This is a genomic window from Streptomyces sp. NPDC046303 (assembly GCF_055588085.1).
Window position 1 is genome coordinate 103,978 of record NZ_JBVJFA010000019.1, and the last position, 25,055, is coordinate 129,032.

General features: G+C 72.3%; 21 protein-coding genes. 8 read left to right on the top strand and 13 right to left on the bottom strand.

From position 1 onward, the window contains the following. Positions 1–98 precede the first annotated feature (98 nt). The 6 genes from whiA to ACZ6I1_RS21230 all read right to left on the bottom strand — a co-directional run bounded on the left by whiA (position 99) and on the right by ACZ6I1_RS21230 (position 6,668). The gene (gene whiA, locus ACZ6I1_RS21205) at positions 99–1,094 is read right to left on the bottom strand and encodes a DNA-binding protein WhiA (protein ID WP_030009075.1); all 996 of its coding nucleotides are present in this window, start codon (positions 1,092–1,094) and stop codon (positions 99–101) included. Beyond that, a complete protein-coding gene (locus ACZ6I1_RS21210; protein ID WP_469289341.1) occupies positions 1,085–2,140 on the bottom strand; it encodes a gluconeogenesis factor YvcK family protein in 1,056 nt (351 codons plus the stop codon). Before ACZ6I1_RS21210 ends, whiA begins: the two co-directional genes overlap by 10 nt. Further along, complete coding sequence (gene rapZ, locus ACZ6I1_RS21215; RefSeq protein WP_446593687.1) at positions 2,137–3,084, bottom strand: RNase adapter RapZ; 948 nt, start codon at positions 3,082–3,084, stop codon at positions 2,137–2,139. Before rapZ ends, ACZ6I1_RS21210 begins: the two co-directional genes overlap by 4 nt. Continuing rightward, a complete protein-coding gene (uvrC, locus tag ACZ6I1_RS21220) occupies positions 3,081–5,138 on the bottom strand; it encodes an excinuclease ABC subunit UvrC (protein WP_469289344.1) in 2,058 nt (685 codons plus the stop codon). Before uvrC ends, rapZ begins: the two co-directional genes overlap by 4 nt. Positions 5,139–5,259: 121 nt before the next feature. Beyond that, positions 5,260–6,057: a hypothetical protein gene (locus ACZ6I1_RS21225; protein WP_469289420.1), complete on the bottom strand. Its 798-nt coding sequence runs from the start codon at positions 6,055–6,057 to the stop codon at positions 5,260–5,262. A gap of 5 nt (positions 6,058–6,062) precedes the next feature. Further along, entirely contained in the window at positions 6,063–6,668 is a 606-nt protein-coding gene (locus ACZ6I1_RS21230) for a papain-like cysteine protease family protein (RefSeq protein WP_469289345.1), read from the bottom strand. 228 nt (positions 6,669–6,896) lie between these two features. Here ACZ6I1_RS21230 and ACZ6I1_RS21235 point away from each other — a divergent pair, with 228 nt between their 5' ends. Further along, the gene (locus ACZ6I1_RS21235; protein ID WP_469289347.1) at positions 6,897–7,838 is read left to right on the top strand and encodes a hypothetical protein; all 942 of its coding nucleotides are present in this window, start codon (positions 6,897–6,899) and stop codon (positions 7,836–7,838) included. 41 nt (positions 7,839–7,879) lie between these two features. Here ACZ6I1_RS21235 and ACZ6I1_RS21240 read toward each other — a convergent pair whose 3' ends face one another. Then, entirely contained in the window at positions 7,880–8,311 is a 432-nt protein-coding gene (locus tag ACZ6I1_RS21240) for a Rieske (2Fe-2S) protein (RefSeq protein WP_469289349.1), read from the bottom strand. 75 nt (positions 8,312–8,386) lie between these two features. Between ACZ6I1_RS21240 and ACZ6I1_RS21245 the strand changes: the two genes are divergently transcribed. Continuing rightward, positions 8,387–9,274, top strand: coding sequence for a carbohydrate kinase family protein (locus tag ACZ6I1_RS21245; RefSeq protein WP_469289351.1), 888 nt, complete (start codon positions 8,387–8,389; stop codon positions 9,272–9,274). A gap of 161 nt (positions 9,275–9,435) precedes the next feature. Here the strand turns inward: ACZ6I1_RS21245 and uvrA are convergent, their stop codons facing one another. Continuing rightward, positions 9,436–12,411 (bottom strand): excinuclease ABC subunit UvrA, encoded by a 2,976-nt coding sequence (gene uvrA, locus ACZ6I1_RS21250; protein WP_469289353.1) that lies wholly within the window; start codon positions 12,409–12,411, stop codon positions 9,436–9,438. Positions 12,412–12,598: 187 nt separating this feature from the next. Between uvrA and ACZ6I1_RS21255 the strand changes: the two genes are divergently transcribed. From ACZ6I1_RS21255 to ACZ6I1_RS21265, 3 genes are all read left to right on the top strand, one after another. Continuing rightward, the gene (locus ACZ6I1_RS21255; RefSeq protein WP_469289355.1) at positions 12,599–13,291 is read left to right on the top strand and encodes a maleylpyruvate isomerase family mycothiol-dependent enzyme; all 693 of its coding nucleotides are present in this window, start codon (positions 12,599–12,601) and stop codon (positions 13,289–13,291) included. A gap of 42 nt (positions 13,292–13,333) precedes the next feature. Beyond that, a complete protein-coding gene (locus ACZ6I1_RS21260; protein WP_469289357.1) occupies positions 13,334–13,990 on the top strand; it encodes an MBL fold metallo-hydrolase in 657 nt (218 codons plus the stop codon). Between the two features lie 155 nt (positions 13,991–14,145). Then, the gene (locus ACZ6I1_RS21265) at positions 14,146–15,468 is read left to right on the top strand and encodes an MFS transporter (RefSeq protein ID WP_469289422.1); all 1,323 of its coding nucleotides are present in this window, start codon (positions 14,146–14,148) and stop codon (positions 15,466–15,468) included. Between the two features lie 13 nt (positions 15,469–15,481). Here ACZ6I1_RS21265 and ACZ6I1_RS21270 read toward each other — a convergent pair whose 3' ends face one another. The 4 genes from ACZ6I1_RS21270 to uvrB form a co-directional block, all read right to left on the bottom strand. Further along, positions 15,482–16,465 carry a TerC family protein gene (locus ACZ6I1_RS21270; RefSeq protein WP_469289359.1) on the bottom strand — a complete coding sequence of 328 codons (984 nt, stop codon included), beginning with the start codon at positions 16,463–16,465 and terminating at the stop codon, positions 15,482–15,484. Positions 16,466–16,733: 268 nt separating this feature from the next. Then, positions 16,734–18,638 (bottom strand): TerD family protein, encoded by a 1,905-nt coding sequence (locus ACZ6I1_RS21275; protein WP_469289361.1) that lies wholly within the window; start codon positions 18,636–18,638, stop codon positions 16,734–16,736. Positions 18,639–18,666: 28 nt separating this feature from the next. Then, a complete protein-coding gene (locus tag ACZ6I1_RS21280; RefSeq protein WP_446593676.1) occupies positions 18,667–19,245 on the bottom strand; it encodes a TerD family protein in 579 nt (192 codons plus the stop codon). An 88-nt stretch (positions 19,246–19,333) separates the two neighbouring features. Continuing rightward, complete coding sequence (uvrB, locus tag ACZ6I1_RS21285) at positions 19,334–21,478, bottom strand: excinuclease ABC subunit UvrB (protein WP_469289363.1); 2,145 nt, start codon at positions 21,476–21,478, stop codon at positions 19,334–19,336. Between the two features lie 231 nt (positions 21,479–21,709). On the opposite strand from uvrB, the gene ACZ6I1_RS21290 reads away from it, so the two are divergent. From ACZ6I1_RS21290 to ACZ6I1_RS21300, 3 genes are all read left to right on the top strand, one after another. Further along, positions 21,710–22,627 (top strand): glycerophosphodiester phosphodiesterase, encoded by a 918-nt coding sequence (locus tag ACZ6I1_RS21290; protein WP_469289365.1) that lies wholly within the window; start codon positions 21,710–21,712, stop codon positions 22,625–22,627. A gap of 51 nt (positions 22,628–22,678) precedes the next feature. Next, positions 22,679–23,242: a methylated-DNA--[protein]-cysteine S-methyltransferase gene (locus ACZ6I1_RS21295; protein ID WP_469289366.1), complete on the top strand. Its 564-nt coding sequence runs from the start codon at positions 22,679–22,681 to the stop codon at positions 23,240–23,242. Positions 23,243–23,374: 132 nt separating this feature from the next. Next, positions 23,375–24,673, top strand: coding sequence for an MFS transporter (locus ACZ6I1_RS21300; protein ID WP_469289368.1), 1,299 nt, complete (start codon positions 23,375–23,377; stop codon positions 24,671–24,673). On the opposite strand, the gene ACZ6I1_RS21305 is transcribed toward ACZ6I1_RS21300, so the two are convergent. Continuing rightward, positions 24,663–25,037, bottom strand: a complete 375-nt coding sequence (locus tag ACZ6I1_RS21305) for a cupin domain-containing protein (RefSeq protein WP_469289370.1) — start codon at positions 25,035–25,037, stop codon at positions 24,663–24,665. The genes ACZ6I1_RS21300 and ACZ6I1_RS21305 overlap by 11 nt on opposite strands. Positions 25,038–25,055: the final 18 nt, after the last annotated feature.

Consider the following 25,055-nt stretch of genomic DNA (forward strand, 5'->3'; position numbering starts at 1 on the left):
CCATGCCCATGTCAATGGGGCCTGGTACGGGAAGGGGGCCCGCACGAGTGATCGTGCAGACCCCCTCCAGCGTGGGTACGGCCAGGTCAGCCGACGGGTCAGCCGGCCATGTTGTCGGCCATCTCCTCGCTGAGATCGAGGTTGGACTCGGTGCCCGGGATTCCGAGGTCCTGGGCCCGCTTGTCGGCCATCGCCAGCAGACGGCGGATCCGGCCGGCGACCGCGTCCTTGGTCAGCGGCGGGTCGGCGAGCGCGCCGAGCTCCTCGAGGGAGGCCTGCTTGTGCTCCATGCGCAGCCGGCCCGCCGCGGCGAGGTGCTCGGGGACCTCCTCGCCGAGGATCTCCAGCGCGCGCTGCACACGGGCTCCGGCGGCCACGGCGGCCCGCGCCGAGCGGCGCAGGTTGGCGTCGTCGAAGTTGGCCAGGCGGTTGGCGGTGGCACGCACTTCGCGCCGCATCCGCCGCTCCTCCCAGGCCAGCACCGACTCGTGGGCGCCGAGACGGGTCAGCAGCGCGCCGATCGCGTCGCCGTCGCGGACCACGACCCGGTCGACCCCGCGCACCTCGCGCGCCTTGGCGGCGATGGAGAGCCTGCGGGCGGCGCCCACCAGGGCCAGGGCGGCCTCCGGGCCGGGGCAGGTGACCTCCAGGGAGGAGGACCGGCCCGGCTCGGTCAGCGAGCCGTGGGCCAGGAAGGCGCCGCGCCAGGCCGCCTCCGCGTCGCAGGTGGCCCCGGAGACCACCTGCGGGGGAAGACCCCGGATGGGGCGGCCGCGGCCGTCCACGAGGCCGGTCTGGCGTGCCAGCTGGTCGCCTCCGGCGACGACCCGGACCACGTAGCGGCTGCCGCGGCGCAGTCCGCCGGGAGCCATGACCACCAGGTCCGAGGAGTGGCCGAAGATCTCGAGGATGTCCTTGCGCAGCCGTCTGGCCGCGATCCCGGTGTCGAGCTCCGCCTCGATGACGATGCGACCGCTCACCAGGTGGAGGCCGCCCGCGAACCGAAGGATCGCCGAGACCTCCGCCTTCCTGCAGCAGGTCCGGGTGACGGGGAGGCGGGAGATCTCATCCTTCACCGCGGGCGTCATCGCCATGGGCCGATCCTTCCATGCATCCGAAAAATACGGTCGTACGCGGCGGCGAGCAGCTCCGGATCATGCTTCGGAGACCCGTCTTCCCTGGCCACGCGCGCCAGCTCGACCGCCGCGCCGAACCGTTTTGCGGCATCGGCAAGGGACTCGCGGTCGGGCACGGCGGCCTCGTCGGCCAGCACCACGTCCAGGGCGAGTTTAGGGGCGTGTCGGGCCAAAACCTCCAAATGACGCTGCGGAGAGAAGCCCTCTGTTTCGCCGGGCTGCGGTGCGAGGTTCAGCGAGAGCACCCGGCGGGCCTTCGTCTCGACCAGCGCGTCCAGCAGTTGCGGCACCAGCAGGTGCGGGATGACGGAGGAGAACCAGGACCCCGGACCGAGCACCACCCAGTCCGCGTCCAGGACCGCCGCGACGGCCTCCGGCACGGCCGGCGGGTCGGCGGGCACGACCTGTACGGAGTGCACCTCGCCCGGGGTCAGGGCGACGGTGGCCTGCCCGCGGACGGTGTCCACGTCCTCGGGCCGGGCCGGATCGTGCCCCTTGACCAGGGCCTGGAGCTCCAGCGGCACCGCGGACATGGGCAGCACCCGGCCCTGGGCGCCGAGCAGTCTGCCCACCAGGTCGAGGGCCTGGACGGGGTCGCCGAGCTGTTCCCACAGGGCGACGATCAGCAGGTTGCCGACGGCGTGCCCGTGCAGGTCGCCCTGGGACTGGAAGCGGTGCTGGATGACCCGGGCCCAGGTCTGGCCCCAGTCGTCGTCTCCGCACAGCGCGGCCAGCGCCTTGCGCAGGTCGCCGGGCGGCAGCACGCCGAGCTCCTCGCGGAGCCGGCCGCTGGAGCCGCCGTCGTCGGCGACGGTGACCACGGCGGTGAGGTCACCGGTGATGCGGCGCAGGGCGGCGAGGGAGGCCGACAGGCCCTGGCCACCGCCCAGTGCGACCACCTTGGGCGTGGCGCCGCGCCGGCGGCCGGAGCGGCCCGCGCCGTCCTCGCCCCGTCCGGGGGTCAGGCGGCGCAGGCGGCTCAGCCGCGGGGTCCGTGAGGTCACTCGCGCCCCATGTCCCGGTGGACGACGACGGTCTCGACTCCCTCGGAGGCGAGGCGGGCGGCGAGCTTCTCGGACACGGCCACGCTGCGGTGCTTGCCGCCGGTGCAGCCGACCGCGATGGTCACGTACCGCTTGCCCTCGCGGCGGTAGCCGGTGGCGATGAGCTGGAGCAGCTCGGTGTAGCGGTCGAGGAACTCCTTCACGCCGGGCTGGCTGAAGACGTACCCCGACACCTCCTCGTTCAGCCCGGTGAAGGGGCGCAGCTCCGGCACCCAGTGCGGGTTGGGGATGAAGCGGCAGTCGACCACGAGGTCGGCGTCGACGGGCAGGCCGTACTTGTAGCCGAAGGACATGACGGTGGCCCGCAGCTCGGGCTCCTCGTCCCCGGCGAACTGGGCGTCCATCTTGGCGCGCAGCTCGTGCACGTTCAGGCTGGAGGTGTCGATCACCAGGTCGGCGTCGCCGCGCAGCTCGCGCAGCAGGTCGCGCTCGGCGGCGATGCCGTCGGTGATGCGCCCGTCGCCCTGGAGCGGGTGCGGGCGGCGGACGGACTCGAAGCGGCGGACCAGCGCGTCGTCGGAGGACTCGAGGAAGACGATGCGGCGGGTGACCCCGCGGCTGTCGAGGTCGGCGAGGGACTCGCGCAGGGCGTCGAAGAACTGGCGGCCGCGGACGTCGACCACGACGGCGATGCGCGCCACGTTGCCCTGGGAGCGGGCGCCGAGCTCCACCATCGTGGGGATCAGCGCCGGCGGCAGGTTGTCGACGACGAACCAGCCGAGGTCCTCCAGACACTTGGCCGCCGTACTGCGGCCGGCCCCGGACATCCCGGAGATGATCACCAGCTCGGGGATGGCCGCCTCGGCGGTCTCTCCGGGCTCCGCTGTCGTGCCCGTACTCACCTGTGCTCCGTCTCGGTCGTGCGCGGTCTCGTGCTCGGTCATTGCTCGGTCCCCCGTTCGGACGATGTCTCCCAGCCACCGCTGGGAGGTGCCCCCACCCGCTGGGCGGGGTTCTCATCCTCAATGATCTCTCCTGTGGCCATGTTGACGGCAGGACCGGCGGGAACCGACCGGGCGAGGGCCACGGCCACGGCCTCGGCCGTCTTGCGGCCTATGCCCGGGACCTCGCAGATCTGGTCGATTGTCGCCTGTCGGAGCTTCTTCACCGAACCGAAGTGCTTGACCAGGGCGAGTTTGCGGCTCTCGCCGAGGCCGGGCACCTCGTCCAGCGGACCCGCCTTCAGGCGCTTGCCGCGCTTGTTGCGCTGGTACTGGAGGGCGAAGCGGTGGGCTTCGTCACGCACCCGCTGGAGCAGGTAGAGGCCCTCGCTGGTACGGGGCAGCACCACCGGGTCGTCCTCCCCGGGCAGCCAGACCTCCTCCAGCCGCTTGGCCAGGCCGCACACGGCCACGTCGTCGACCCCGAGCTCCTCCAGGGCCCGCTTGGCGGCGGCGACCTGCGGCTGTCCACCGTCGACGACGACGAGCTGGGGCGGGTAGGCGAAGCGCTTGGCCCGCCCGTCGTCCTCGGGCGCCTCTCCCTCCTCCGCCTCCCATTCGCCGGTCTTCAGCTTCTCCTGGAGGTAGCGGCGGAAGCGGCGGGAGACCACCTCGTGCATGGAGCGGACGTCGTCCTGCCCCTCGCCGTGCCAGATTTGCGTGTCTCCGACGCGACCTTTGATCTGGAAGCGCCGGTACTCGCTCTTGCGGGCGAGCCCGTCCTCGAAGACGACCATGGAGGCCACCACGTCGTCGCCCTGCAGGTGCGAGATGTCGAAGCACTCGATGCGCAGCGGGGCGCTGTCCAGCTCCAGGGCCTCGGCGATCTCCTCCAGGGCGCGGGAGCGGGTGGTGAGGTCGCTGGCGCGCTTCGTCTTGTGCAGGGCGAGGGACTGCTGCGCGTTGCGGTGGACGGTCTCCATGAGGGCCTTCTTGTCGCCGCGCTGCGGGATGCGCAGGCTGACCTGCGATCCCCGGCGCTCGGCGAGCCACTGGCTCAGCGCGGGCGTGTCCTCGGGCAGCGCGGGGACCAGCACCTCCTTGGGGACGGACTCCCCGGTCTCCTCCCCGTAGAGCTGCTGGAGGGCGTGCTCGACCAGCCCGGCGGTGTCGACGGCCTCGACCTTGTCGGTGACCCAGCCGCGCTGGCCGCGGACCCGGCCGCCGCGTACGTGGAAGATCTGCACGGCGGCCTCGAGCTCGTCCTCGGCGACCGCGACGAGGTCGGCGTCGGTGGCGTCGGCGAGCACCACGGCGTTCTTCTCCATGGCCCGGCGCAGCGCCCCGATGTCGTCGCGCAGCCGGGCGGCCTTCTCGTACTCCATCTCCTCGGCCGCCTCGTGCATCTCCTTCTCCAGCCGGGAGAGGTAGGCGCCGGTGCGGCCGGCCATGAAGTCGCAGAAGTCCTCGGCCAGTTCGCGGTGCTCCTCGGGGGTGACCCGGCCGACGCAGGGCGCGGAGCACTTGCCGATGTAGCCGAGCAGGCAGGGCCGGCCGATCTGCGCGGACCGCTTGAACACCCCGGCGGAGCAGGTGCGCACGGGGAAGACCCGCAGCATCAGGTCGACGGTCTCGCGGATGGCCCAGGCGTGCCCGTACGGACCGAAGTAGCGCACGCCCTTCTTCTTGGGCCCGCGCATGACCTGGACGCGCGGATACGTCTCGTTCAGCGTCACGGCCAGGGAGGGGTAGCTCTTGTCGTCGCGGTACTTGACGTTGAACCGCGGGTCGTACTCCTTGATCCAGGAGTACTCCAGCTGGAGCGCCTCGACCTCGGTGGACACCACGGTCCACTCGACGGAGGCGGCCGTGGTCACCATGGTGGCGGTACGCGGGTGGAGGCCGGCGATGTCCTGGAAGTAGCTCGCCAGACGCTGGCGCAGGCTCTTGGCCTTCCCGACGTAGATCACCCGACGGTGCTCGTCGCGGAATCTGTACACCCCTGGGGAGTCGGGGACCTGTCCCGGCTTGGGTCGGTAACTGGAAGGGTCGGCCATGCCAACCACCCTACTGGCGCGCACCGACAACCGACCGCAGCCGAAATCCGGCCCCTGGGGCACGGGAGAGGTCCCGCAGGGCCCGGCGCCCGCCGGCGGGGCCGGGCCCTGCGGGGGCGGGTCAGGCCTGCGCGGACCGGCGGGACCGGCGGGACCGGCGGACGCCCAGGACACCGAGCGCCCCGAGCGCCAGCGCACCGGCCCCGACCCCGGCGGCCAAGGTCACCGGAGCCCCGTCAGGCGCACCGGCGGACTCCTCGAAGCCGCCCGCGACGCCCCGCCGGGCGTACGGGGAGCCCGGAAGCTTGTCCCCGTACGCGGCCGCCACCCGCGCCCGGTAGCCGTCGAGCGTGGCTCCCCCGGCCCCGACGGCCCGTTCCGCGTCCTCGTCCAGCGGCAGCACCCGCTCGCCCCCGGCCACGTACCACGCGTCGATCTGCGGTTCGCGGAACACGGTGCCGCCCGGCAGCTTCGCGGCGCCCAGCTGGGCGTAGCGGAACTCGTCGTCGCCGGTGGCGATGTTCACGACCTGCCAGCCGGCCTCCGTCCGCGCGGTCCACAGCGCGGCCCGCTGCCCGTCGGAGGAGACGGCCTCGCTCGCGAGGAACTCCAGGCGGGCGACGGGTGCGCCCGCCTTGCCCGCGACGAAGTCCGGGGAGAGGTAGTGCACCGCGACGGCCTCGCCCGCTATGCGGGGCTGCGCGGCCGTGACCGAGACCTTTCCCTCGCGGGCGAAGAACCGCGAGACCGTGGCCAGGGTCTCCGGCGCGGCGGCGGCCCGCGCGGCGGCGGCCCGGGTCTCGGCGGTGGCGGCCTGTGGCTGCGGCACGGGCGCCGCGACGGCCTGCGGGGCGAGGGCGAGGAGGGCGGCGGAGGCGGCGGCGAGGACCGCGGCGGCTGCCGTGGCGCGCAGGGTCATGGCGGTCACGCCCCGATCCGGTAGAGGGAGTGGGTCCAGGAGAAGGTGTTGTTGTCCACGTACCAGGCGTGCGAGGCCCAGTTGTAGCGGTCGCTGGAGGGCCACGGGTCGCCCCAGTAGACCCAGCTGTTGGCGGTGTCGTAGCCGTAGAGGACGTGCATGTGGCCGCCGCCGTTGGACCACTGGATCCGGGTCTCGATCGGGCGGTTGGCGTTGATCTCCGTCTGGACGGTGGAGTACTGGAGCCAGCCGTTCACGTAGGAGCCGACGTTGATGCCCGCCCAGCGCAGGCCGGTCTGGACGTTGCCGAGGGTGGCCTGGTTGTTCGGGCAGTCGTAGCCCTGCTGCCGGTTGAAGGCGGCGTTGCAGAACTGGTTCTGGGTGAGGTTCCGGCCGAACCAGGCGGCGATGGTGTTCCCGCCGGCGGCCCAGCACCAGTTGGTCTTCTGCTGCGCCTGCATGGTGATGTTCAGCCGCTTGTACGCGAGGGCGGAATCGGTGTCGGCGGTGTGGGCGGGGGCGGCGGTGGCGGTACCGGCGCCGAGGGGCAGGGCGAGCAGCAGGGCGGAGACGAAGGCGGCGAGGGACAACCGCCGGTTTCGGTGGCGCATCGCGTTCCTCCCGAAGTGGGGATGTGGGGGTGGAGGAGCGCGTCCGGACGCTGTGGAGGAGCATCAGGGTGTTGTCGCGATCAGGTCAACACGCTTCAATACGCGGTGACATTGCGGTGTGAACGGTGGGGCTGCGGTGTGAACAGTGATGGTCGTGTCACCTGCTCCCCCGGCACCACCGGCCCGGCCCCCACGCCGGCGTGCGTGAATGTTCACAGAGGAGTCGCGATGCGGCGGACCGGGAACACGGTGGACACGGCAGAGCTCGGCCGGTTACTGCGTGCGGGTCCCTTCCACCTCGCCCTGCGCGCTGCCCTCGCCGCACGCGGACTGACCCTGCACCGGGTGCAGCACCGGCTCGCCGCACGCGGCATCAAGGTCGGCGTCACCAGCCTCAGCTACTGGCAGCAGGGTGCCCGGCGGCCCCGGCACGCGGAGTCCCTGCGCGCCGTCACCGCCCTCGAGCAGATCCTGGAGCTGCCGGACGGCGCCCTGCTCCGGCTGCTGGCCGCCCCGGAACCCGGCCGCGGACCCGCCCGCCCGGCCGCCCGCTCCTACCGGGCCCTGTTCAGCAGGGGCGACACCGTGGAGCGGCTGCTGGACGGGATGGAGCTGCCCTCCGACGGCGGGCTGCACTCGCTCGGCCACCACGAGCGGGTCCGCATAGGGCCGGCGGGCGAGATGCGGGCCCGCGAGTCGCAGCAGATCGTCCGGGCGCACCGGGACGGCATCGACCGCTATCTGGCCGTCCACCACGGCGACCCGGGATGCGATGTGTCCCGGATGCGCGTGACGGCGTACGAGAACTGCCGCACGGGCCGGGTGCGCTGCCATCCGGAGGCCGGGGTGGTGGTCGCGGAGCTGCTCTTCGACGCCCGGCTCCGGCGCGGGGACACGTACGTCTTCGGTTACGGCATCGAGGACGGTACGGGCGCGCGCAGCGGCGAGTACGTGCGCGGGTTCAGCTACGCGGGCGGCCAGTACATGCTCCAGGTCCGCTTCGACGAGGCGGCCCTGCCGGTGCGCTGCCGCCGCTTCGCCCGGACCGGGCCGCAGGCCCCGCGCACCGGCCTCGCGGACCTCACGCCGAGCGGCCGCCACCGGGCGGTGCACCTGGTGGAGCAGTCGGTGCGGCGCGGGATCCTCGGGATCGCCTGGGACTGGGACTGATCGCGGCGAGCCCGGCGGACGGACCGGTGAGCCCGGCGCGGTCAGCCCGCGATGAGCGTGCCGTTCTCGGCCTTGACGGGGACGGCGGGCAGCGGGTCGGTGGCCGGGCCCTTCAGGACCTTGCCGGTGGAGACGTCGAAGCGGCTGCCGTGGCAGGGGCAGTTGCCCTCACCCTCGACGATCTTGTCGAGGACACAGCCGGCGTGCGTGCACTGGGCACTGAACGCCTTGTACTCGCCCGCCGCCGGGCAGCTGACGACCAGCTTCCGCTCCCGGTACAGCTTGGCCCCGCCCACCGGCACCTCGGCCGCGGGCCCCAGTTCCACCGGGGCGGTGGGCGTCGCGGGGGTGTTCCCGCCGCTGTTGGTCTCGGTCGAGCAGGCCGCGAGAGCCGCTCCCGCGCCGGCTGCCCCGGCGAGCGCGGCGGCGCCCCTGAGCACGGTGCGGCGGGCGGGGGACGGCGACGCGGACATGGAAGTCTCCTGGTGGAACGGGCGGGGCAGGGTGCACCCGACGATACCGCCGTCCCATGGGGTAGCTTCCCCCGCGTGATCGTCGTCGGCGGAGAAGCCCTCATCGACCTGGTCCCCGTCGCGCGGCCGCCGGGCGCTCTGCTGCCCCGGCCCGGCGGCGGACCGTACAACACCGCGCTCGCGCTCGGGCGGCTGGGCGCCGAGGCGGCCTTCTGCTCGCGGGTCTCGGCGGACGGATTCGGCGAGAGCCTGCTGGCTGGGCTCCGCGCGGCCGGAGTGGACCTGTCGCTGGTGCAGCGCGGTCCGGAGCCGACCACCCTCGCCGTGCCCTCGCTGGCTCCGGACGGCTCGGCCTCCTACGGCTTCTACGTCCAGGGGACGGCGGACCGCCTGTTCACCCTGCCGCCCGCCCTGCCCCGCTCGGCACGGGCCCTCGCGCTCGGGACCTGCTCGCTGGTCCTGGAGCCGGGTGCGAGCGCGTACGAGGCCCTGCTGCGGCGGGAGTCGCGCCGCGGGCTGCTGACCCTGCTGGACCCCAACATCCGGCCGGCGCTGATCGCGGACCCGGCCGCCTACCGGGCCCGGTTCCTGACGCGACTGCTGCCGTACGCCTCCGTCCTCAAGCTGTCGGAGGAGGACGCGGCGTGGCTGGGCGGCGGGGTCGGGGACTGGCTCGCGGCCGGGCCGGCCGCGGTGGTGCTGACGCGGGGCGCGGCGGGGCTGACGGTGTGGACCCGGGAGGGCGCGGAGCACTCGGTGGCGGCCCGCGCGGTGGCCGTGGCGGACACGATCGGGGCGGGCGACACCGTCAACGCGGCCCTGTTGCACCGGCTTTCGGGGGCGTGGGGCGGGCCGGTGGACTGGCCGGACGTACTCGGGTACGCGGCACACGCGGCGGCCCTGACCTGCACCCGCCCGGGCGCGGAGCCGCCGTACGCCGCGGAGCTCGGGGGGTGCGCCTAACCTCCTGGCCCGGCTCCCGGGCCCCCTGGGGCTCCGCCCCGGGCCCCCGCGCCTCAAATGCCGGCGGGGCCGGACTTGGTCCGGCATCAGCCAAAACCAGCCCCGCCGGCGTTTGAGGCGCGGGGGTCCGGGGGCAGCGCCCCCGGCAGCGGCGCCGCGCGCTACGCCTTGCGGGTCCGGGCCGTCGCCTTCTTGGCCGGAGCCGCCTTCTTCGCCGCGGCGGCCACGGCCTTCTTGGCGGCCGGGGCCTTCTTCGCCGGGACCCGCGCCGGAGGCGCCCCGGCGTCCGAGATCCGGTCCGCGCCCAGGATGTCCCGCAGGAACTTGCCCGTGTGGCTCGCCCCCACCGACGCGACCTGCTCCGGGGTGCCCTCGGCCACCACCAGGCCGCCGCCGTAGCCGCCTTCCGGGCCCATGTCGATGACCCAGTCGGCGGTCTTGATGACGTCCAGGTTGTGCTCGATGACGATCACCGAGTTCCCCTTGTCCACCAGCCCCGACAGGACCTTGATCAGCTTCGAGATGTCCTCGAAGTGCAGGCCCGTCGTCGGCTCGTCCAGCACGTACACCGTCCGCCCCGTCGACCGCTTCTGCAGCTCCGACGCCAGCTTCACGCGCTGGGCCTCACCACCCGACAGCGTCGGCGCCGACTGGCCGAGCCGGACATAGCCCAGCCCGACCTCGTTCAGCGTCCGCAGGTGCCGCGCGATCGTCGGCACCGCCTCGAAGAAGTCCAGCGCCTCCTCGATCGGCATGTCCAGGACTTCCGCGATGGACTTGCCCTTGTAGTGGACCTCCAGCGTCTCCCGGTTGTACCGGTCGCCGTGGCAGACCTCGCACGGGACGTAGACGTCGGGCAGGAAGTTCATCTCGATCTTGATCGTGCCGTCGCCGGAGCAGTTCTCGCACCGGCCGCCCTTCACGTTGAAGGAGAAGCGGCCCGGCAGGTAGCCGCGCACCTTCGCCTCCATGGTCTCCGCGAAGAGCTTGCGCACGTGGTCGAAGACACCGGTGTACGTGGCCGGGTTCGACCGCGGGGTCCGGCCGATCGGCGACTGGTCGACGTGCACGACCTTGTCGACGAGGTCGTCACCGTCCACCCGGGTGTGCCGTCCCGGTACCGAGCGGGCGCCGTTCAGCTCGCGCGCCAGGTGCGTGTAGAGGATGTCGTTGACCAGCGTCGACTTTCCGGAGCCGGACACCCCGGTCACGGCCGTGAGGACGCCCAGCGGGAAGGCGACGTCGATGTCCCGGAGGTTGTTCTCCTTGGCGCCGTGGACGGTCAGCTTCCGCTCGCCGTTCACGGGCCGGCGTACGTCCGGGATCGCGATGGACCGCTTGCCCGACAGGTACTGGCCGGTCATCGACTCGGAGTTCTTCAGCAGCTCCTTCAGCGAACCGCTGTGCACCACCTTGCCGCCGTGCTCGCCCGCGCCGGGGCCGATGTCCACGACCCAGTCGGCCACCTTGATGGTGTCCTCGTCGTGCTCGACCACGATCAGCGTGTTGCCCATGTCGCGCAGCCGCACCAGCGTCTCGATCAGCCGGTGGTTGTCCCGCTGGTGCAGGCCGATGGAGGGCTCGTCCAGTACGTACAGCACGCCGACGAGCCCGGAGCCGATCTGCGTGGCGAGGCGGATGCGCTGGGCCTCGCCGCCCGACAGGGTGCCGGCGGCGCGGTTGAGCGAGAGGTAGTCCAGGCCGACGTCGACGAGGAAGCGGAGCCGCTCGTTGACCTCCTTGAGGACGCGCTCGGCGATCTTCTTGTCGCGGGCGTCGAGCCGCATCCGGCCGAGGAACTCCGCGCACTCGCTGATCGACATGGCGGCGACCTCGGCGATGGACTTCTCCATCACCGTCACGGCGAGCACGATCGGCTTGAGCCGGGTGCCCTCACAGGTCGGGCAGGGCACCTCGCGCATGTAGCCCTCGAAGCGCTCGCGGCTGGCGTCGCTCTCGGACTCCGCGTGCCGCCGCTTGACGAAGGGCACGGCGCCCTCGAAGGCCGTGGTGTACGCCCGCTCCCGCCCGTAGCGGTTGCGGTAGCGGACCTCGATCTGCGTCCTGTGCCCGTACAGCAGCGCCTTCTTCGCGCGCTGCGGCAGCCCGGCCCACGCGATGTCGGTGCGGAAGCCCAGCTCCTGGGCGAGTGCGCCGACCAGCCGCTGGAAGTAGTCCTTGGTGTGGCCGAGGGACCACGGCGAGACCGCTCCCTCGTCCAGGGACTTCTCCTCGTCCGGAACGATCAGCTCCGGGTCCACCTCCATGCGCGTGCCGATGCCCGTGCACTCGGGGCAGGCGCCGAACGGCGAGTTGAAGGAGAAGGAGCGCGGCTCCAGCTCCTCGAAGGAGAGGTCGTCGTACGGGCAGTAGAGGTGCTCGGAGTACATCCGCTCACGCTCGGGGTCGTCCTCGGCGAGGTCGACGAAGTCCAGGATGACCATGCCGCCGGAGAGGCCGAGGGCGGTCTCCACCGAGTCGGTGAGCCGGCGCTTGGCGCTCTCCTTGACCGTGAGGCGGTCGATGACCACCTCGATGGTGTGCTTCTCCTGCTTCTTCAGGGCGGGCGGCTCGGAGAGCTGGATGGTCTCCCCGTCCACCCGGGCCCGGCTGTAGCCCTTGGTCTGCAGGTCGGCGAAGAGGTCGACGAACTCGCCCTTGCGCTCGCGCACCAGCGGCGAGAGCACCTGGAAGCGGCTGCCCTCGGGGAGCGCGAGCACCTTGTCGACGATCGCCTGCGGCGACTGGCGCGAGATGGGGCGCCGGCACTCGGGGCAGTGCGGCTTGCCGATGCGGGCGAAGAGGAGGCGGAGGTAGTCGTAGACCTCGGTGATGGTGCCCACGGTCGAGCGCGGGTTGCGCGAGGTCGACTTCTGGTCGATCGAGACGGCCGGCGAGAGCCCCTCGATGAAGTCGACGTCGGGCTTGTCCATCTGCCCGAGGAACTGGCGGGCGTACGACGAGAGCGACTCGACGTAGCGGCGCTGGCCCTCGGCGAAGATCGTGTCGAAGGCCAGGGAGGACTTGCCCGACCCGGAGAGTCCGGTGAAGACGATGAGTGAGTCGCGGGGCAGGTCGAGCGAGACGTTCTTGAGGTTGTGCTCGCGAGCGCCACGAACGATGAGACGGTCGGTCACGCCGGTCCGCACCTTTCTTGAGAGAGCGGGGGGCACGGGGCCCCCGTCCCAGGGTATGGGGGGCGCCTCTGCGGTGGAGTTGAGTCTGACTTCCGAGCGTATAGCACGCACATTCGATTTACGGCACTCCGCAGACCTCTTCACCCGATCGTGTGGCCGGGGGCCGGGGAGCACTAGGCTCGCCCTCATGACTGATCATGTGCACGACCTGCGATCTGTACGTGAAGCGACGGACCGGCTGCTGACCGCGGTCGCGAAGCTGGACAACGCCGCGCTCGCCGAGGAGTCACACCTCCCCGGCTGGAGCCGGGGCCACATCCTGGCCCACCTCGCGCGCAACGCCGACGCCCTGGTGAACGTCTTCGAGGGGCGCCCCATGTACGCGAGCGCCGAAACCCGCGACGCGGACATCGAGCGCGATGCCGGCCGGCCCCTGGAAGAACACCTGGCGGACCTCCGTGATTCCGGGGACCGCTTCCTCGCCACCACCGAGCGCGACCAGGACTGGTCGCGCACCGTGGAGCTGCGCAACGGCGTCACGGACCTGGCCGAGAACGTGCCGTTCCGCCGCTGGGTGGAGGTCGCGCTGCACCACGTCGACCTGAACATCGGCTACGAGCTCGCCGACCTCCCGGAGGAGTTCACCGACCGCGAGATCGCCTTCCTCGCCGACCGCTGGTCCGGGCGTCCGGAGGTTCCGCCGGTCACCCTGCGCGCCCTGCCCGGCCAGGTCTGGCACACCGGCGGCACCGAGGGCACCCCGGTGGTCCTGGAGGGCCCCAAGGACGAGCTGCTCGGCTGGCTGGCCGGCCGCGGTCTGCGGGGCGCCCACCTGGCCGTCGTGGCCGGCGACGGCCTTCCCGTCCTCCCGCCGCTCTAGGACCGGACACCTCCAGGACCACACACCTCTAGGATCGAAAACATGACGTACACCGGAGAGGTCAAGGTCGGCGGTCCGGCCGACGTGCACGAACTCGCGGACCTGATGATTTCCAAGGTCGCGGTGGGCCCGATGAACAACAACGCCTACCTGCTGCGCTGCCGGGCGACCGACGAGCAGCTGCTGATCGACGCGGCGGCGGACGCGGACACGCTGCTGAGCCTGATCGGGGACGACGGCATCGCGTCCGTCGTCACCACCCACCAGCACGGCGACCACTGGGGCGCGCTCCAGGCCGTGGTCGAGGCCACGGGGGCGACCACGTACGCCGGCGCCTTCGACGCCGAGGGCATCCCGGTGCCGACCGACGTCGCGGTGGCGGACGGGGACACGGTCCGCGTGGGGCGGGTCGAGCTCACCGCGCGCCACCTGGTCGGACACACCCCCGGTTCGATCGCCCTGGTCTACGACGACCCGCACGGGCACCCGCACGTCTTCACCGGCGACTGCCTCTTCCCGGGCGGCGTCGGGAACACGTGGGGCGACCCGAAGGCCTTCGCGAGCCTGATCGACGACGTGCAGCACAAGATCTTCGACCGGCTGCCGGACGAGACCTGGATCTACCCCGGTCACGGCAACGACACCACGCTGGGCGCCGAGCGCCCGCACCTGGCCGAGTGGCGCGAGCGCGGCTGGTAGGTCCGCAATCCGTCAACTTCGCGGCGCGGGGCATTCCTTCCGGTCGATGACGGCCGAACGCACGTCCTGAGGGCCGGGGAGGGTGTATCTGCTGCACCATGCAACAGCAGCCCTCCCCGTCCCCCTCCCCCGGCGCTTCCCGACCCGCCCCCTCGATGCTGCGCCTGGCCTCGGCCTCGCTCGCCGGAACCGCCATCGAGTTCTACGACTTCTTCGTCTACGGAACGGCGGCCGCCCTCGTGCTCGGCCCGCTGTTCTTCCCTTCCTTCTCCCCGCTCGCCGGCACCCTCGCCGCGTTCGGCACCTTCGGCGTCGGCTTCCTTGCGCGCCCGCTCGGTTCGGTGGTCTTCGGCCACATCGGCGACCGCTACGGGCGGCGCCCGGTGCTCCTGGCCTCCCTGCTGCTCACCGGCCTCGCCACCGTCGCCGTCGGCTGCGTGCCGACGTACGACTCGATCGGCGTGGCCGCACCGGCGCTGCTGCTCCTGCTGCGCTTCCTGCAGGGCCTCGGGCTCGGCGGGGAATGGGGCGGCGCGGTCCTGCTGACCGCCGAGCACGCCCCCGAGCGGCGGCGCGGCCTGTGGTCGAGCTTCCCGCAGATCGGGCCGCCGGTGGGCTTCCTGCTGGCCAACGGCATCGTCCTCGCGCTGTCGGTGACCTTGACCGACGCCCAGTTCACCTCCTGGGGCTGGCGGGTGCCCTTCTGGGCGGCGGGGCTGCTGGCCCTGGCGGGGCTGTGGCTGCGCCGCTCGGTGGAGGAGACCCCGCAGTTCAAGGCGCTGGCCGAGAGCGGCCGGCGGGCGGAGGCGCCGCTGGCGGAGGTGGTCCGCGGCCACTGGCGGCTGCTCCTGCTGACCGGCGGGGCGCTGGCCGTGGGGTACGCCGTCTTCTACGCGGTCACCACCTGGTCCCTGGCGTACGCGACCGAGCGCCTGGGCATGGGGCGCACGACGGTGCTGGCGTGCATCATGGGCGCCGTCGCGCTGATGGGTCTGGTGACCCCGCCGGCCGCGGTGCTCGGCGACCGGTACGGCCGGCGGCCGCTGTGCCTGGCCGGGTCGGCGGCCTGTGTGCTCTGGATGTTCCCGCTGGTGGCCCTGCTGGGCACGGCCGATCCGCTGTTGATGACGCTGGGCTTCGTCGGGGCGCTGCTGGGCATGGTGACGATGTTCGCGGTGGTGGGCGCGTACCTGCCGGAGCTGTACGCCCCGCGGATCCGCTGCACGGGGGCGGCGGTCGGCTACAACCTGGGCGGCGTACTGGGCGGGGCGCTGACTCCGATCGTGGCGACGGCGCTGGCGGACGGCTCGGGTCCGCCGTGGGGCGTGGCCGTGTACCTGAGCGCGATCGCCCTGGTCAGCCTGGCCTGTTTCGCGCTGCTGCCGGAGACCGGCCCGGCTGTCGTACGGCCCCGGCCGGGCGCCGGGGCGGCCGCGGGCACGGAAACGGGGGCGGCCGAAGCGGCCGCCCCCGTGTAGTCCCGCGGACCGGTCAGGCGTCGATGCTCTCCGGGCGGGCGGCGGCCTCGGCCGCCGCCTGCTTCTTCGAGGCCATCAGGCTGGTGACCGTGGTGATGACCAGGACACCGCAGATGACGCCGAGGGAGACCGGGATCGAGATGACCGGGACGTGCACCCCGGACTCGTGGAGGGCGTGCAGCACCAGCTTGACGCCGATGAAGCCCAGGATGACCGACAGGCCGTAGCTGAGGTGGACCAGCTTCTTGAGCAGGCCGCCGATCAGGAAGTACAGCTGGCGCAGACCCATCAGGGCGAAGGCGTTGGCCGTGAAGACGATGTACGGGTCCTGGGTGAGGCCGAAGATCGCGGGGATGGAGTCCAGGGCGAACAGCACGTCGGTGGTGCCGATGGCGAGCATGACGACCATCAGCGGGGTCAGGACGCGCTTGCCGTTGTTCTGGATGAAGAGCTTGGTGCCGTGGTACCGGTCGGCGACGCCGAACTTCTTCTCCACGGACTTGAGCAGGCGGTTCTCCTCGAACTCGTCCTCCTCCTCGTCCTTGCGCGCCTCCTGGATCAGCTTCCACGCGGTGTAGATCAGGAACGCGCCGAAGAGGTAGAAGACCCAGGAGAAGCTGGCGATGATCGCCGCGCCGGCCGCGATGAAGACCGCGCGGAGCACGAGGGCGATGAGCACGCCCACGAGCAGGACGCGCTGCTGGAGGTGCGAGGGCACCGCGAACTTCGCCATGATCAGGACGAAGACGAAGAGGTTGTCGACACTCAGGGACTTCTCGGTGATGAAGCCCGCGAAGAACTCCTGCGAGGCCTGGCCGTTCCCGAAGAACCACAGGCCGAGGCCGAAGAGTGCGGCGAGGACGATCCAGACGATCGTCCAGGTGCCCGCTTCCTTGATCGATACGTCGTGGGGTTTGCGGCCGATGAAGAAATCGGCGCCGATGAGGAGGGACAGACCGAGAATGGTCAGCGCCCACAGGGTCCAGGAAACTTCCACGTAAACACGCCTCCGGCGGATGGCTCAGCACTTCGTCAGCGTCATCGCTGCCGGAGGTCTCTTCCACCCGGGCGGCCTGGAGGCCGTGGGCCGGCGCCCCGGGACCGCCTGCGCGCATGTGACCGCAGGGTCCGTATTGACGGGTACGCCGTAGCAGGAAAGCAGGAATACTCCCCTCCGCGTGCCCCAGGGTACCCGGCCGAGCCCCAAAAGGTAAAGGGAATCCCAAGGAGCGGTCAGCGGCAGGTCATGGACCTGCCGCCACCCGTCACGGGCGGGCGCGCCGCCGGGCCTGCGCCACCCGCTCCAGCGCCTGGTCGAGGACCTGGCTGCCCTGCGGGGGCAGGTCCGGTTCGAAGGTCCAGGCGTGGTGCACCCAAGGGTCGGCGAGATGGTTGTCCGGGACGGGCGACAGCCGCATGAGCGAGCGCCACAGCGGGTCCAGCAGCGGGCCGTAGGCCGAGGCCTCGTCACGGTCCGCGACCATCAGCAGGTGCACGCCGACCGCCGGTCCCTCGTCGGCGAGGTAGCGCAGCTGGGTGACGGCCCGGTCGTCGAAGCCGTGCGGGAAGTCGTGGACGAGGAGCAGCTGGTCGGCCGTGTCCACGTCCGGCGGCAGGTCCTCGGGCGCGCCGGCCCGCAGCGCCATCTGTACGAGGTCCACCCGCTTGGTCAGCCCCGCCAGCGTCTGCGTGACGCCGGCGGCCCCGGCGGCGGGCGGAGCGGCCAGCACCCCGGCGCGTACGAGGGGTGCCAGGGAGGCGGCTCCGGCTCCGGCCGCGTCGATGACGTGGACGGAGAACCGGTCGGCGGGGTGGACCGCGAGCAGCCGCACCGCGTGCGCGACGGCCATGTCCATGGCGGCCCGGCGCAGCCGGTCGGTGTCCATGGCCATCGCGGCCTCGGATCCGGTGCGGCCGTTGTCGATCCAGATGCCGCGCTCCAGCGGGAGCCGCATCAGCATGGGGACCCGCAGGTCGGGGCGTTCGGGCAGGTACAGGTCGCCCAGGCGCAGGGCCAGCGGGTTCTCCTCGGGCGGCGCGGTGGACGGGCCGCCGTGCCAGACCGGGTTGGCCCAGCGGGCGTACGCGGCCGGCAGCGCGGGCTCGACCACCTCCGCCTCGGCGATCAGCTGGGCGAGGTCCCGGTCGAGGACGGCCTGGGCCTGCGCGACGAGCTCCTCGCGGCGCGCCCGGGCGGTGTCGCGGGCGGCGTTCCCGGAGCCGCCGAGGCGGTGGCGCGGGTCGGACAGGGCCTCGTCGAGCTCGCGGTCCATGCGGGAGTCGGCGAACTCGACGGCGCTGCGGTAGGCGGCCACCGTGCGGGCCAGGTCCTCGAACATGCCCCAGACCTGGTTGTAGAGCCGCTCCTCCATGGACCAGCCGCTGGCGTCCCCGGCGACGGGCCGCGGGGGCTGCCCGGGCTCCTGCGCCGGGGCGGTGCGCGGCGCGGGCTCGGGGGGCTCGGTGGCGGCGGGGCGGCGCCGCGGGTGGGAGTAGCTGATCGTGCTGTCGCCCGAGGACGGGGCCGGGGGCGCCGGCGCGGGGCCGGGCGTGCCCGCGTACGGGCTTCCGGACACCGGGACCGCCGGGTCGGGTGCGACGGGGAGCGGGTCGGGAGCCACCGGCGCCGCGATGCCGGCGTGCACCCGCGCGGCCAGCTCGGCGGCCGCGGGGGCGCTGAGCCCGTGGTCGGCGAGCAGGTCGGCGAGCCCGCCGGCGTAGCCCTGGCCGACGGCGCGGACCTTCCAGGCGCCCTGGCGGCGGTAGAGCTCCAGGGCGACGACGGCGGTTTCGGCCTCGAGCCCGGTGAGGGTGTACTCGGCCAGCCCGGTGCCGTCCATGTCCGTGACGGCCACGTGCGAGGCCGCGACGGCACCGAAGCGGGCCGGTCCGCCCGGGGGCAGGGAGAGCAGGACGCCGACGCGGTGGACCTCGGCGGCCACCGCGTCGAGATCGACGGCGAACCGGTGCCGGTCCGCGGACCCGCCCGGCGCCTCGACCCCCGGAAGGTCTCCCGCACCGTGGTGCGCGATGCCTTCCGGGCCGGTCACGGCGCCCCGCTCGTCTCCGAGCGAGGCCAGGGCGAGCACGGGTGTGCCCGCCGAGACCGTGATCCGCACCCGGTGTTCGGACAGGGCATGGTTCTGCCCCCGGACCAGTTCGGCCGCCATCGTCCCGTCTCCCCCCGTTCTTCTTCGCTTACAGGTGCGGCAGGATCGCCGGCATCAGGTCCTGGAAGGTACGGCCGTTGGCAGGGTTGCCGATGGCCGTCATCTGCCAGCCCGCACCCGAGCGGGACACCTTCGCCATGATCTGCGCGGTGTACTGGCCACCGCCGTCGAGGGTGTAGCGGGCCAGCTCCTGGCCGTTGGTCTCGTCGACGATGCGGCAGAACGCGTTCTGCACCTCCTGGAACGTCTGGCCGGTGAAGGAGTTCACCGTGAAGACGATCTGGTCGATGTGCACCGGCACGCGCTGGAGGTCGACGAGGATGGCCTCGTCGTCCCCGCCCTGGCCGACGCCGCCGACCAGGTTGTCGCCGGTGTGCCGGACCGAGCCGTCGTCGCTCTGCAGGTGCCGGAAGAAGACGACGTCCACCGGCTGCTTGTCGGCGAAGAGCACCGCCGACGCGTCCAGGTCGATCTCCCGGGTCCGCGAGCCGAACAGCCCGCGGCGCTTGGCAGCCTGCCAGCCGAGGCCCATCCGGACCGCGGTCAGGGTGCCCCCGTCCGCCTTCTGCAGACTGATGGCCTGACCCTTGGTCATGTTGACCGTCACGCGCTGTCCCCTCTCCATAGCCCGCCCCAACAACGGGAGCGCAGCGTGTACCTGCGGCTGAGACCCAACCCTACTGACAGGCCCCGGGTCAGGCGAGGCCCGCTTCCTTCATCTGGCGCAGCTCCTTCTTCAGCTCGCCCACCTCGTCCCGGATCCGGGCCGCGACCTCGAACTGCAACTCGGCGGCCGCCGCGCGCATGCGCTCGGTCATCTCCTCGATGATCCCGGCCAGTTCGGCGGCGGGTCGGTCGGTGACCACCGCGCCCGCCTTGGCCCCCTTCGCGCCCTTCCCGGCCTTGGCGGGGGCCGCCTTGGCACCCAGCGCGGGGACCGGCGTCTTGGCGCCCTTGCCGTCCTTCGCCTGCCGGTATCCGGTGCCGAGGAGCTCCTCGGTGTCCAGTTCCTCGCGGGCGATGGTGGCGACGATGTCGTTGATCTTCTTGCGCAGCGGCTGCGGGTCGATGCCGTGGGCGGTGTTGTAAGCGACCTGCTTCTCGCGGCGGCGGTTCGTCTCGTCGATCGCCTGCGCCATGGCCGGGGTGATGCTGTCCGCGTACATGTGGACCTGGCCGGAGACGTTGCGCGCGGCGCGGCCGATGGTCTGGATCAGCGAGGTGCCGGAGCGCAGGAAGCCCTGCTTGTCGGCGTCGAGGATCGCCACGAGCGACACCTCGGGCAGGTCGAGCCCCTCGCGCAGCAGGTTGATGCCGACCAGGACGTCGAACTCGCCGGAGCGCAGCTCGCGCAGCAGCTCGATGCGGCGCAGGGTGTCGACGTCGCTGTGCAGGTAGCGGACCTGGATGCCGAGCTCCAGGAAGTAGTCCGTGAGGTCCTCGGCCATCTTCTTGGTGAGGGTGGTGACCAGGACCCGCTCGTCCTTCTCGACGCGCCCGCGGATCTCGTGCACCAGGTCGTCGATCTGGCCCTCGGTGGGCTTGACCACGACCTCCGGGTCGATGAGGCCGGTGGGGCGGATGATCTGCTCGACGAAGCCGTCGCCGCGCGAGAGCTCGTACTTGCCGGGGGTGGCCGACAGGTAGACGGTCTGGCCGATCCGCTCCTGGAACTCCTCCCACTTCAGCGGCCGGTTGTCGAGGGCCGACGGCAGCCGGAACCCGTGGTCGACCAGGGTCCGCTTGCGCGAGGCGTCGCCCTCGTACATGGCGCCGATCTGCGGCACGGTGACGTGCGACTCGTCGATGACCAGGAGGAAGTCCTCGGGGAAGTAGTCGATCAGGGTGTTGGGCGCGGAGCCGGGCTCGCGGTCGTCCATGTGCAGCGAGTAGTTCTCGATGCCGGAGCAGGAGCCGATCTGGCGCATCATCTCCAGGTCGTACGTGGTGCGCATGCGCAGCCGCTGCGCCTCCAGCATCTTGTTCTGCTTCTCCAGCTCGGCGAGGCGCTGGGCCAGCTCGGCCTCGATGCCGCGGACCGCCTTCTCCATGCGCTCGGGGCCCGCGACGTAGTGGCTGGCGGGGAAGACGTACAGCTCGCGGTCCTCGCTGATGACCTCGCCGGTCAGCGGGTGCAGGGTGGAGAGGGCCTCGATCTCGTCGCCGAACATCTCGATGCGGACGGCCAGTTCCTCGTAGACCGGGAAGATCTCGATGGTGTCGCCGCGGACCCGGAAGGTGCCGCGGGTGAAGGCCACGTCGTTGCGCGTGTACTGGATGTCGACGAAGCGGCGCAGCAGCTGGTCGCGGTCGATCTCCTCGCCGACCTTGAGGGAGACCATCCGGTCGACGTATTCCTGCGGGGTGCCGAGGCCGTAGATGCAGGACACGGACGCGACCACGATGACGTCGCGCCGCGTCAGCAGCGAGTTGGTCGCGGAGTGGCGCAGCCGCTCCACCTCCTCGTTGATCGAGGAGTCCTTCTCGATGTACGTGTCCGACTGCGGAACGTAAGCCTCGGGCTGGTAGTAGTCGTAGTACGAGACGAAGTACTCGACGGCGTTGTTCGGCAGGAGCTCGCGGAACTCGTTCGCCAGCTGGGCGGCGAGCGTCTTGTTCGGCGCCATCACCAGGGTGGGGCGCTGGAGCCTTTCGATCATCCACGCGGTGGTCGCCGACTTTCCGGTGCCGGTCGCGCCCAGCAGGACGACATCCTTCTCACCTGCACGGATGCGCTTTTCCAGCTCGGCGATGGCCGCCGGCTGGTCGCCGCTGGGCTGGTAGGGGCTGACGACCTCGAAAGGCGCCACCGTGCGTTCGATCTTCGATACGGGCCGCATGAGTCAACCGTACGACCCCCCACTGACACTCACGTATCCGCGCGCGGCGCCGCGGCGCGCCCGGCCGGGCCGGCCTCACACGTTCTGGTCCGTTTGTCGTAGTTCGGTGGCGGCTCGGTGATCTTCAACCCCATGATCGCGTCAAGGCCCCGCCGTGAAGTGATCGCCACAACGTCTGCCGCTCCGCACCCGTCTGACGCAGGAACAGGGCTCACGACCCGAGGAGAACGCATGTACGTCCGACCCGCCGCCGCGGCAGCCGCCGCGTTCCTGGGCATCACCCTCACCCTGCTGGGCGGGACGGCCTCGTACGCCGCCACCGGCCCCGCCACCGGCCCGGGCCCCGCCTCCGAACCGGCGGGGCTCCTGGGGAACCCCGTCGTGTACGCCCACCGGGGGGCTTCGGCGTACGCCCCGGAGAACACCCTCGACGCGATCGACCTGGCCATGCGGCTGGGCTTCGAATGGGTGGAGAACGACGTGCAGCGCACCAAGGACGGGGAGCTGGTGGTCATCCACGACGACACCCTGTCCCGGACCACGGACGTCGAGCAGCTGTTCCCGGACCGCAAGCCCTGGAGGGTCAAGGACTTCACGGCGGCGGAGATCGCCCTGCTGGACGCGGGCAGCTGGTTCGGGCAGGAGTACACCGGCGCCCGGGTGCCGACCCTGCGGGAGTACCTCGACCGGGTGGGGCGCAACCAGCAGCGGCTGCTGCTGGAGATCAAGAGGCCCGAGCTCTACCCGGGGATCGAGCAGCAGACCCTGAAGGTGCTGGACGAGGCGGGCTGGCTCGACGAGCGCCACGTGGAGCAGCGCCTGGTGGTGCAGAGCTTCAGCGCGGACTGCGTACGGATCGTGCACGAGCTGCGACCGGACCTCGTGACGGCCTTCCTGGGCACCCCGCCGGTGGCGGACCTGCCGCGGTACGCGCAGTTCACCGACCGCATCAACCCGTGGCACAGCACGATCTCGGCCGAGTGGGTCGCGGCGGTGCACGGGCTGCTCGGCGCCCACGGCACGGCCATGGAGGTGGACACCTGGATCGTGGACGACGCCACGACCGCCCGGAAGGTGCGGGCCATGGGCGTGGACGGGATCATCACCAACGCCCCGGACGTGGTCCGGGAGGCCGTGGGCGGCTTCTGAGCGCGGCCCGACGGCAGGGCCGCTGTCGGTGGGGCACCGTACCGTGGACGTGTGGACAGCACCGAGCGGCCCCGCGGGCCGCACCTCGAATGGACCGTCGTCGCCAGCGATGTCGGCCCCCTGCTCCTGGCCGCGACCCCGGAGGGGCTGGTCCGGGTCGAGTTCCATGCCGAGCCCGACCGGGTCGACGCGATGATAGGCCCGCTCGTCTCCCGGCTCGGCGCCGACGCCCGGCGGCCCGCACCGGGCGGGGAAGTGCTGCTGGCCGAGGCCGTACGCCAGCTCGCGGCGTACTTCTCCGGTGCGCTGCGGCGCTTCGAGCTGCCGCTGGACTGGCGCCTCAGCTCCGGCTTCAACCGGCAGGTGCTCCAGGAACTGGACCGTTCCGTGCCGTACGGAGCGGTCGTCGGGTACGGGGAGCTGGCGGCCCGCGTCGGCCAGCCGGGGGCCGCCCAGGCCGTGGGCAACGCGATGGGGTCGAACCCGCTGCCGCTGGTGGTGGCCTGCCACCGGGTGGTGGAGAACGACGGGGGCATCGGCGGCTTCGGCGGCGGGGTCGAGACCAAGCGCCGGCTCCTCGCGCTGGAGGGCGTCCTCCCCCAGCCGCTGTTCTGAGCGGATGGATACCCTGTTCCACCCGCACGGTAAGGGGTGGCACACTGCCGCGGTGACTACTCCAGCCGCCGTACCCGGCCGCAGCGCGTCCTGCCGCGCCCCCTACCCCCGCCCGCGCGGGGGGTGTCCGGCATGACCGCCTCACCGGGCACGGACCGGTCCACCGCGGCGCCCGGCCTCGTGGAGGTGGCCCGGCTGCGGCGGCGCACCTCCGGGGTGCTCATCTCCAGCCAGATGCTCGGCGGGCTCGGCGTGCCCATCAGCATCGCCCTGGCCCCCGTGCTCGCCGCCGAGGTCAGCGGCACCGAGGCGCTGTCCGGCCTCGCCTCCACCGCCGCCGTGATCGGCACCGCCCTGGTCTCCCTGCCGCTCGCCGCCCTGATGACCGCGCGCGGCCGCCGCCCCGGGCTGGTCCTGGGCTACCTGATCGGCGCCGCCGGGGCGGGCCTCGTGGTCCTCGCCGCGACGGTCAAGAGCTTCCCGCTGCTGATGCTCGGCATGGCCGCCTTCGGCGCCGCCTCCTCGGCCAATCTCCAGGCCCGGTTCGCCGCCGCCGACCTCGCCGCCCCGGACCGCAGGGCCCGCTCGATCTCCGTCGTCGTGTGGGCCTCCACCATCGGCGCGGTGCTCGGCCCCAACCTGTCCGCCCCGGCCAGCCGCAGCTTCGCCGGGACGTCCATACCCGAGACGGCGGGGCCCTTCGTGTGGGCCGCCGCCGTCTTCCTCCTGACCGCCGCGCTGATCGGGATCCTCCTGCGCCCGGACCCGCTGCTGACGGCCCGTGCGCTGGCCGCACCCGAGGAGCAGACCCGCGAGGGCCGCTCGCTGCGCGCCGGGTTCGCCGCCGTCAAGGCCTCCCCGCGGGCCCGGCTCGCGCTGCTCACCGTGGCCGTATCGCACACCACCATGGTCTCGATCATGGTGATGACCCCGATGGACCTGGGCCACCACGGCGCGGGGCTGGAGCTCGTCGGACTGGTGATCAGCGGTCACATCGCCGGCATGTTCGCCTTCTCGCCCCTGATGGGCTGGCTCGCGGACCGGCTCGGCCGGCTGTCCGGGATCGGCCTGGCGGCCGGGCTGCTCTCGGTCGCGGCGCTGCTCGCCGGCACGGCCGGGCCGCACCACGGCCAGAGCGCGGCGGGCCTCTTCCTGCTCGGCCTCGGCTGGTCCGCGGGGATGGTGTCCGGATCGGCGCTGCTGACCGACTCGGTGCCGCAGCCCGCGCGGGCCGCCGTACAGGGGCTGAGCGACCTGACGATGAACACGGCCGCGGGCGTGGGCGGCGCGGCCGCGGGGCTGGTCATGGCGCACGCGGGCTACGGCTGGCTGAACGCCGTCGGCGCCTTCCTGCTGCTGCCGATGGCTGCGCTCGCGCTGTACACCGCGCGCCGCCACCCCTCGTCCGCGAAGGACGGCGTCAGCAGCTGATGTGGTAGGCCTTGCGCAGCGTCTCGTGCACCGTCCAGGTGGTCTTGTCGCCTTCCCGGAGCACGCAGGCGGACCCGGGGCCCACTTCGAGGGTCGCCCCGCCCTCGACGTCGATGGTGGCCCGGCCGCTGACCACGACGAACAGCTCGTCGGCCTCGGTGTCGGTGACCACGCCCGGGGTGATCTGCCAGATCCCGCGCACCTGCCGGCCGTCGGGTGACTCCCAGAGCACCTTGCCGCTGACCACCGGCTCGCCGGAGACGATCTGCCCGGGGTCGAGGTCCTCGGCCTCCAGTTCGGCGTCCGGGACGTCGGGAACGGAGACGGCGAAGGAGGCGGGGGCGCGGTGCTCACTGGTGGTCATGACCCGCGAGCCTAATCC

Coding starts and splice junctions, on each gene's coding strand:
- ACZ6I1_RS21225 (WP_469289420.1), bottom strand. CDS start 6,057: ATGACCCTGCGCGCCACGGCAGCCGCCGCGGTCCTCGCCGCCGCCTCC.
- ACZ6I1_RS21255 (WP_469289355.1), top strand. CDS start 12,599: ATGACTGATCATGTGCACGACCTGCGATCTGTACGTGAAGCGACGGAC.
- ACZ6I1_RS21265 (WP_469289422.1), top strand. CDS start 14,146: ATGCTGCGCCTGGCCTCGGCCTCGCTCGCCGGAACCGCCATCGAGTTC.
- uvrB (WP_469289363.1), bottom strand. CDS start 21,478: ATGCGGCCCGTATCGAAGATCGAACGCACGGTGGCGCCTTTCGAGGTC.
- uvrC (WP_469289344.1), bottom strand. CDS start 5,138: ATGGCCGACCCTTCCAGTTACCGACCCAAGCCGGGACAGGTCCCCGAC.
- ACZ6I1_RS21305 (WP_469289370.1), bottom strand. CDS start 25,037: ATGACCACCAGTGAGCACCGCGCCCCCGCCTCCTTCGCCGTCTCCGTT.
- ACZ6I1_RS21260 (WP_469289357.1), top strand. CDS start 13,334: ATGACGTACACCGGAGAGGTCAAGGTCGGCGGTCCGGCCGACGTGCAC.
- ACZ6I1_RS21275 (WP_469289361.1), bottom strand. CDS start 18,638: ATGGCGGCCGAACTGGTCCGGGGGCAGAACCATGCCCTGTCCGAACAC.
- ACZ6I1_RS21290 (WP_469289365.1), top strand. CDS start 21,710: ATGTACGTCCGACCCGCCGCCGCGGCAGCCGCCGCGTTCCTGGGCATC.
- ACZ6I1_RS21300 (WP_469289368.1), top strand. CDS start 23,375: ATGACCGCCTCACCGGGCACGGACCGGTCCACCGCGGCGCCCGGCCTC.
- ACZ6I1_RS21235 (WP_469289347.1), top strand. CDS start 6,897: ATGCGGCGGACCGGGAACACGGTGGACACGGCAGAGCTCGGCCGGTTA.
- ACZ6I1_RS21230 (WP_469289345.1), bottom strand. CDS start 6,668: ATGCGCCACCGAAACCGGCGGTTGTCCCTCGCCGCCTTCGTCTCCGCC.
- ACZ6I1_RS21240 (WP_469289349.1), bottom strand. CDS start 8,311: ATGTCCGCGTCGCCGTCCCCCGCCCGCCGCACCGTGCTCAGGGGCGCC.
- rapZ (WP_446593687.1), bottom strand. CDS start 3,084: ATGACCGAGCACGAGACCGCGCACGACCGAGACGGAGCACAGGTGAGT.
- whiA (WP_030009075.1), bottom strand. CDS start 1,094: ATGGCGATGACGCCCGCGGTGAAGGATGAGATCTCCCGCCTCCCCGTC.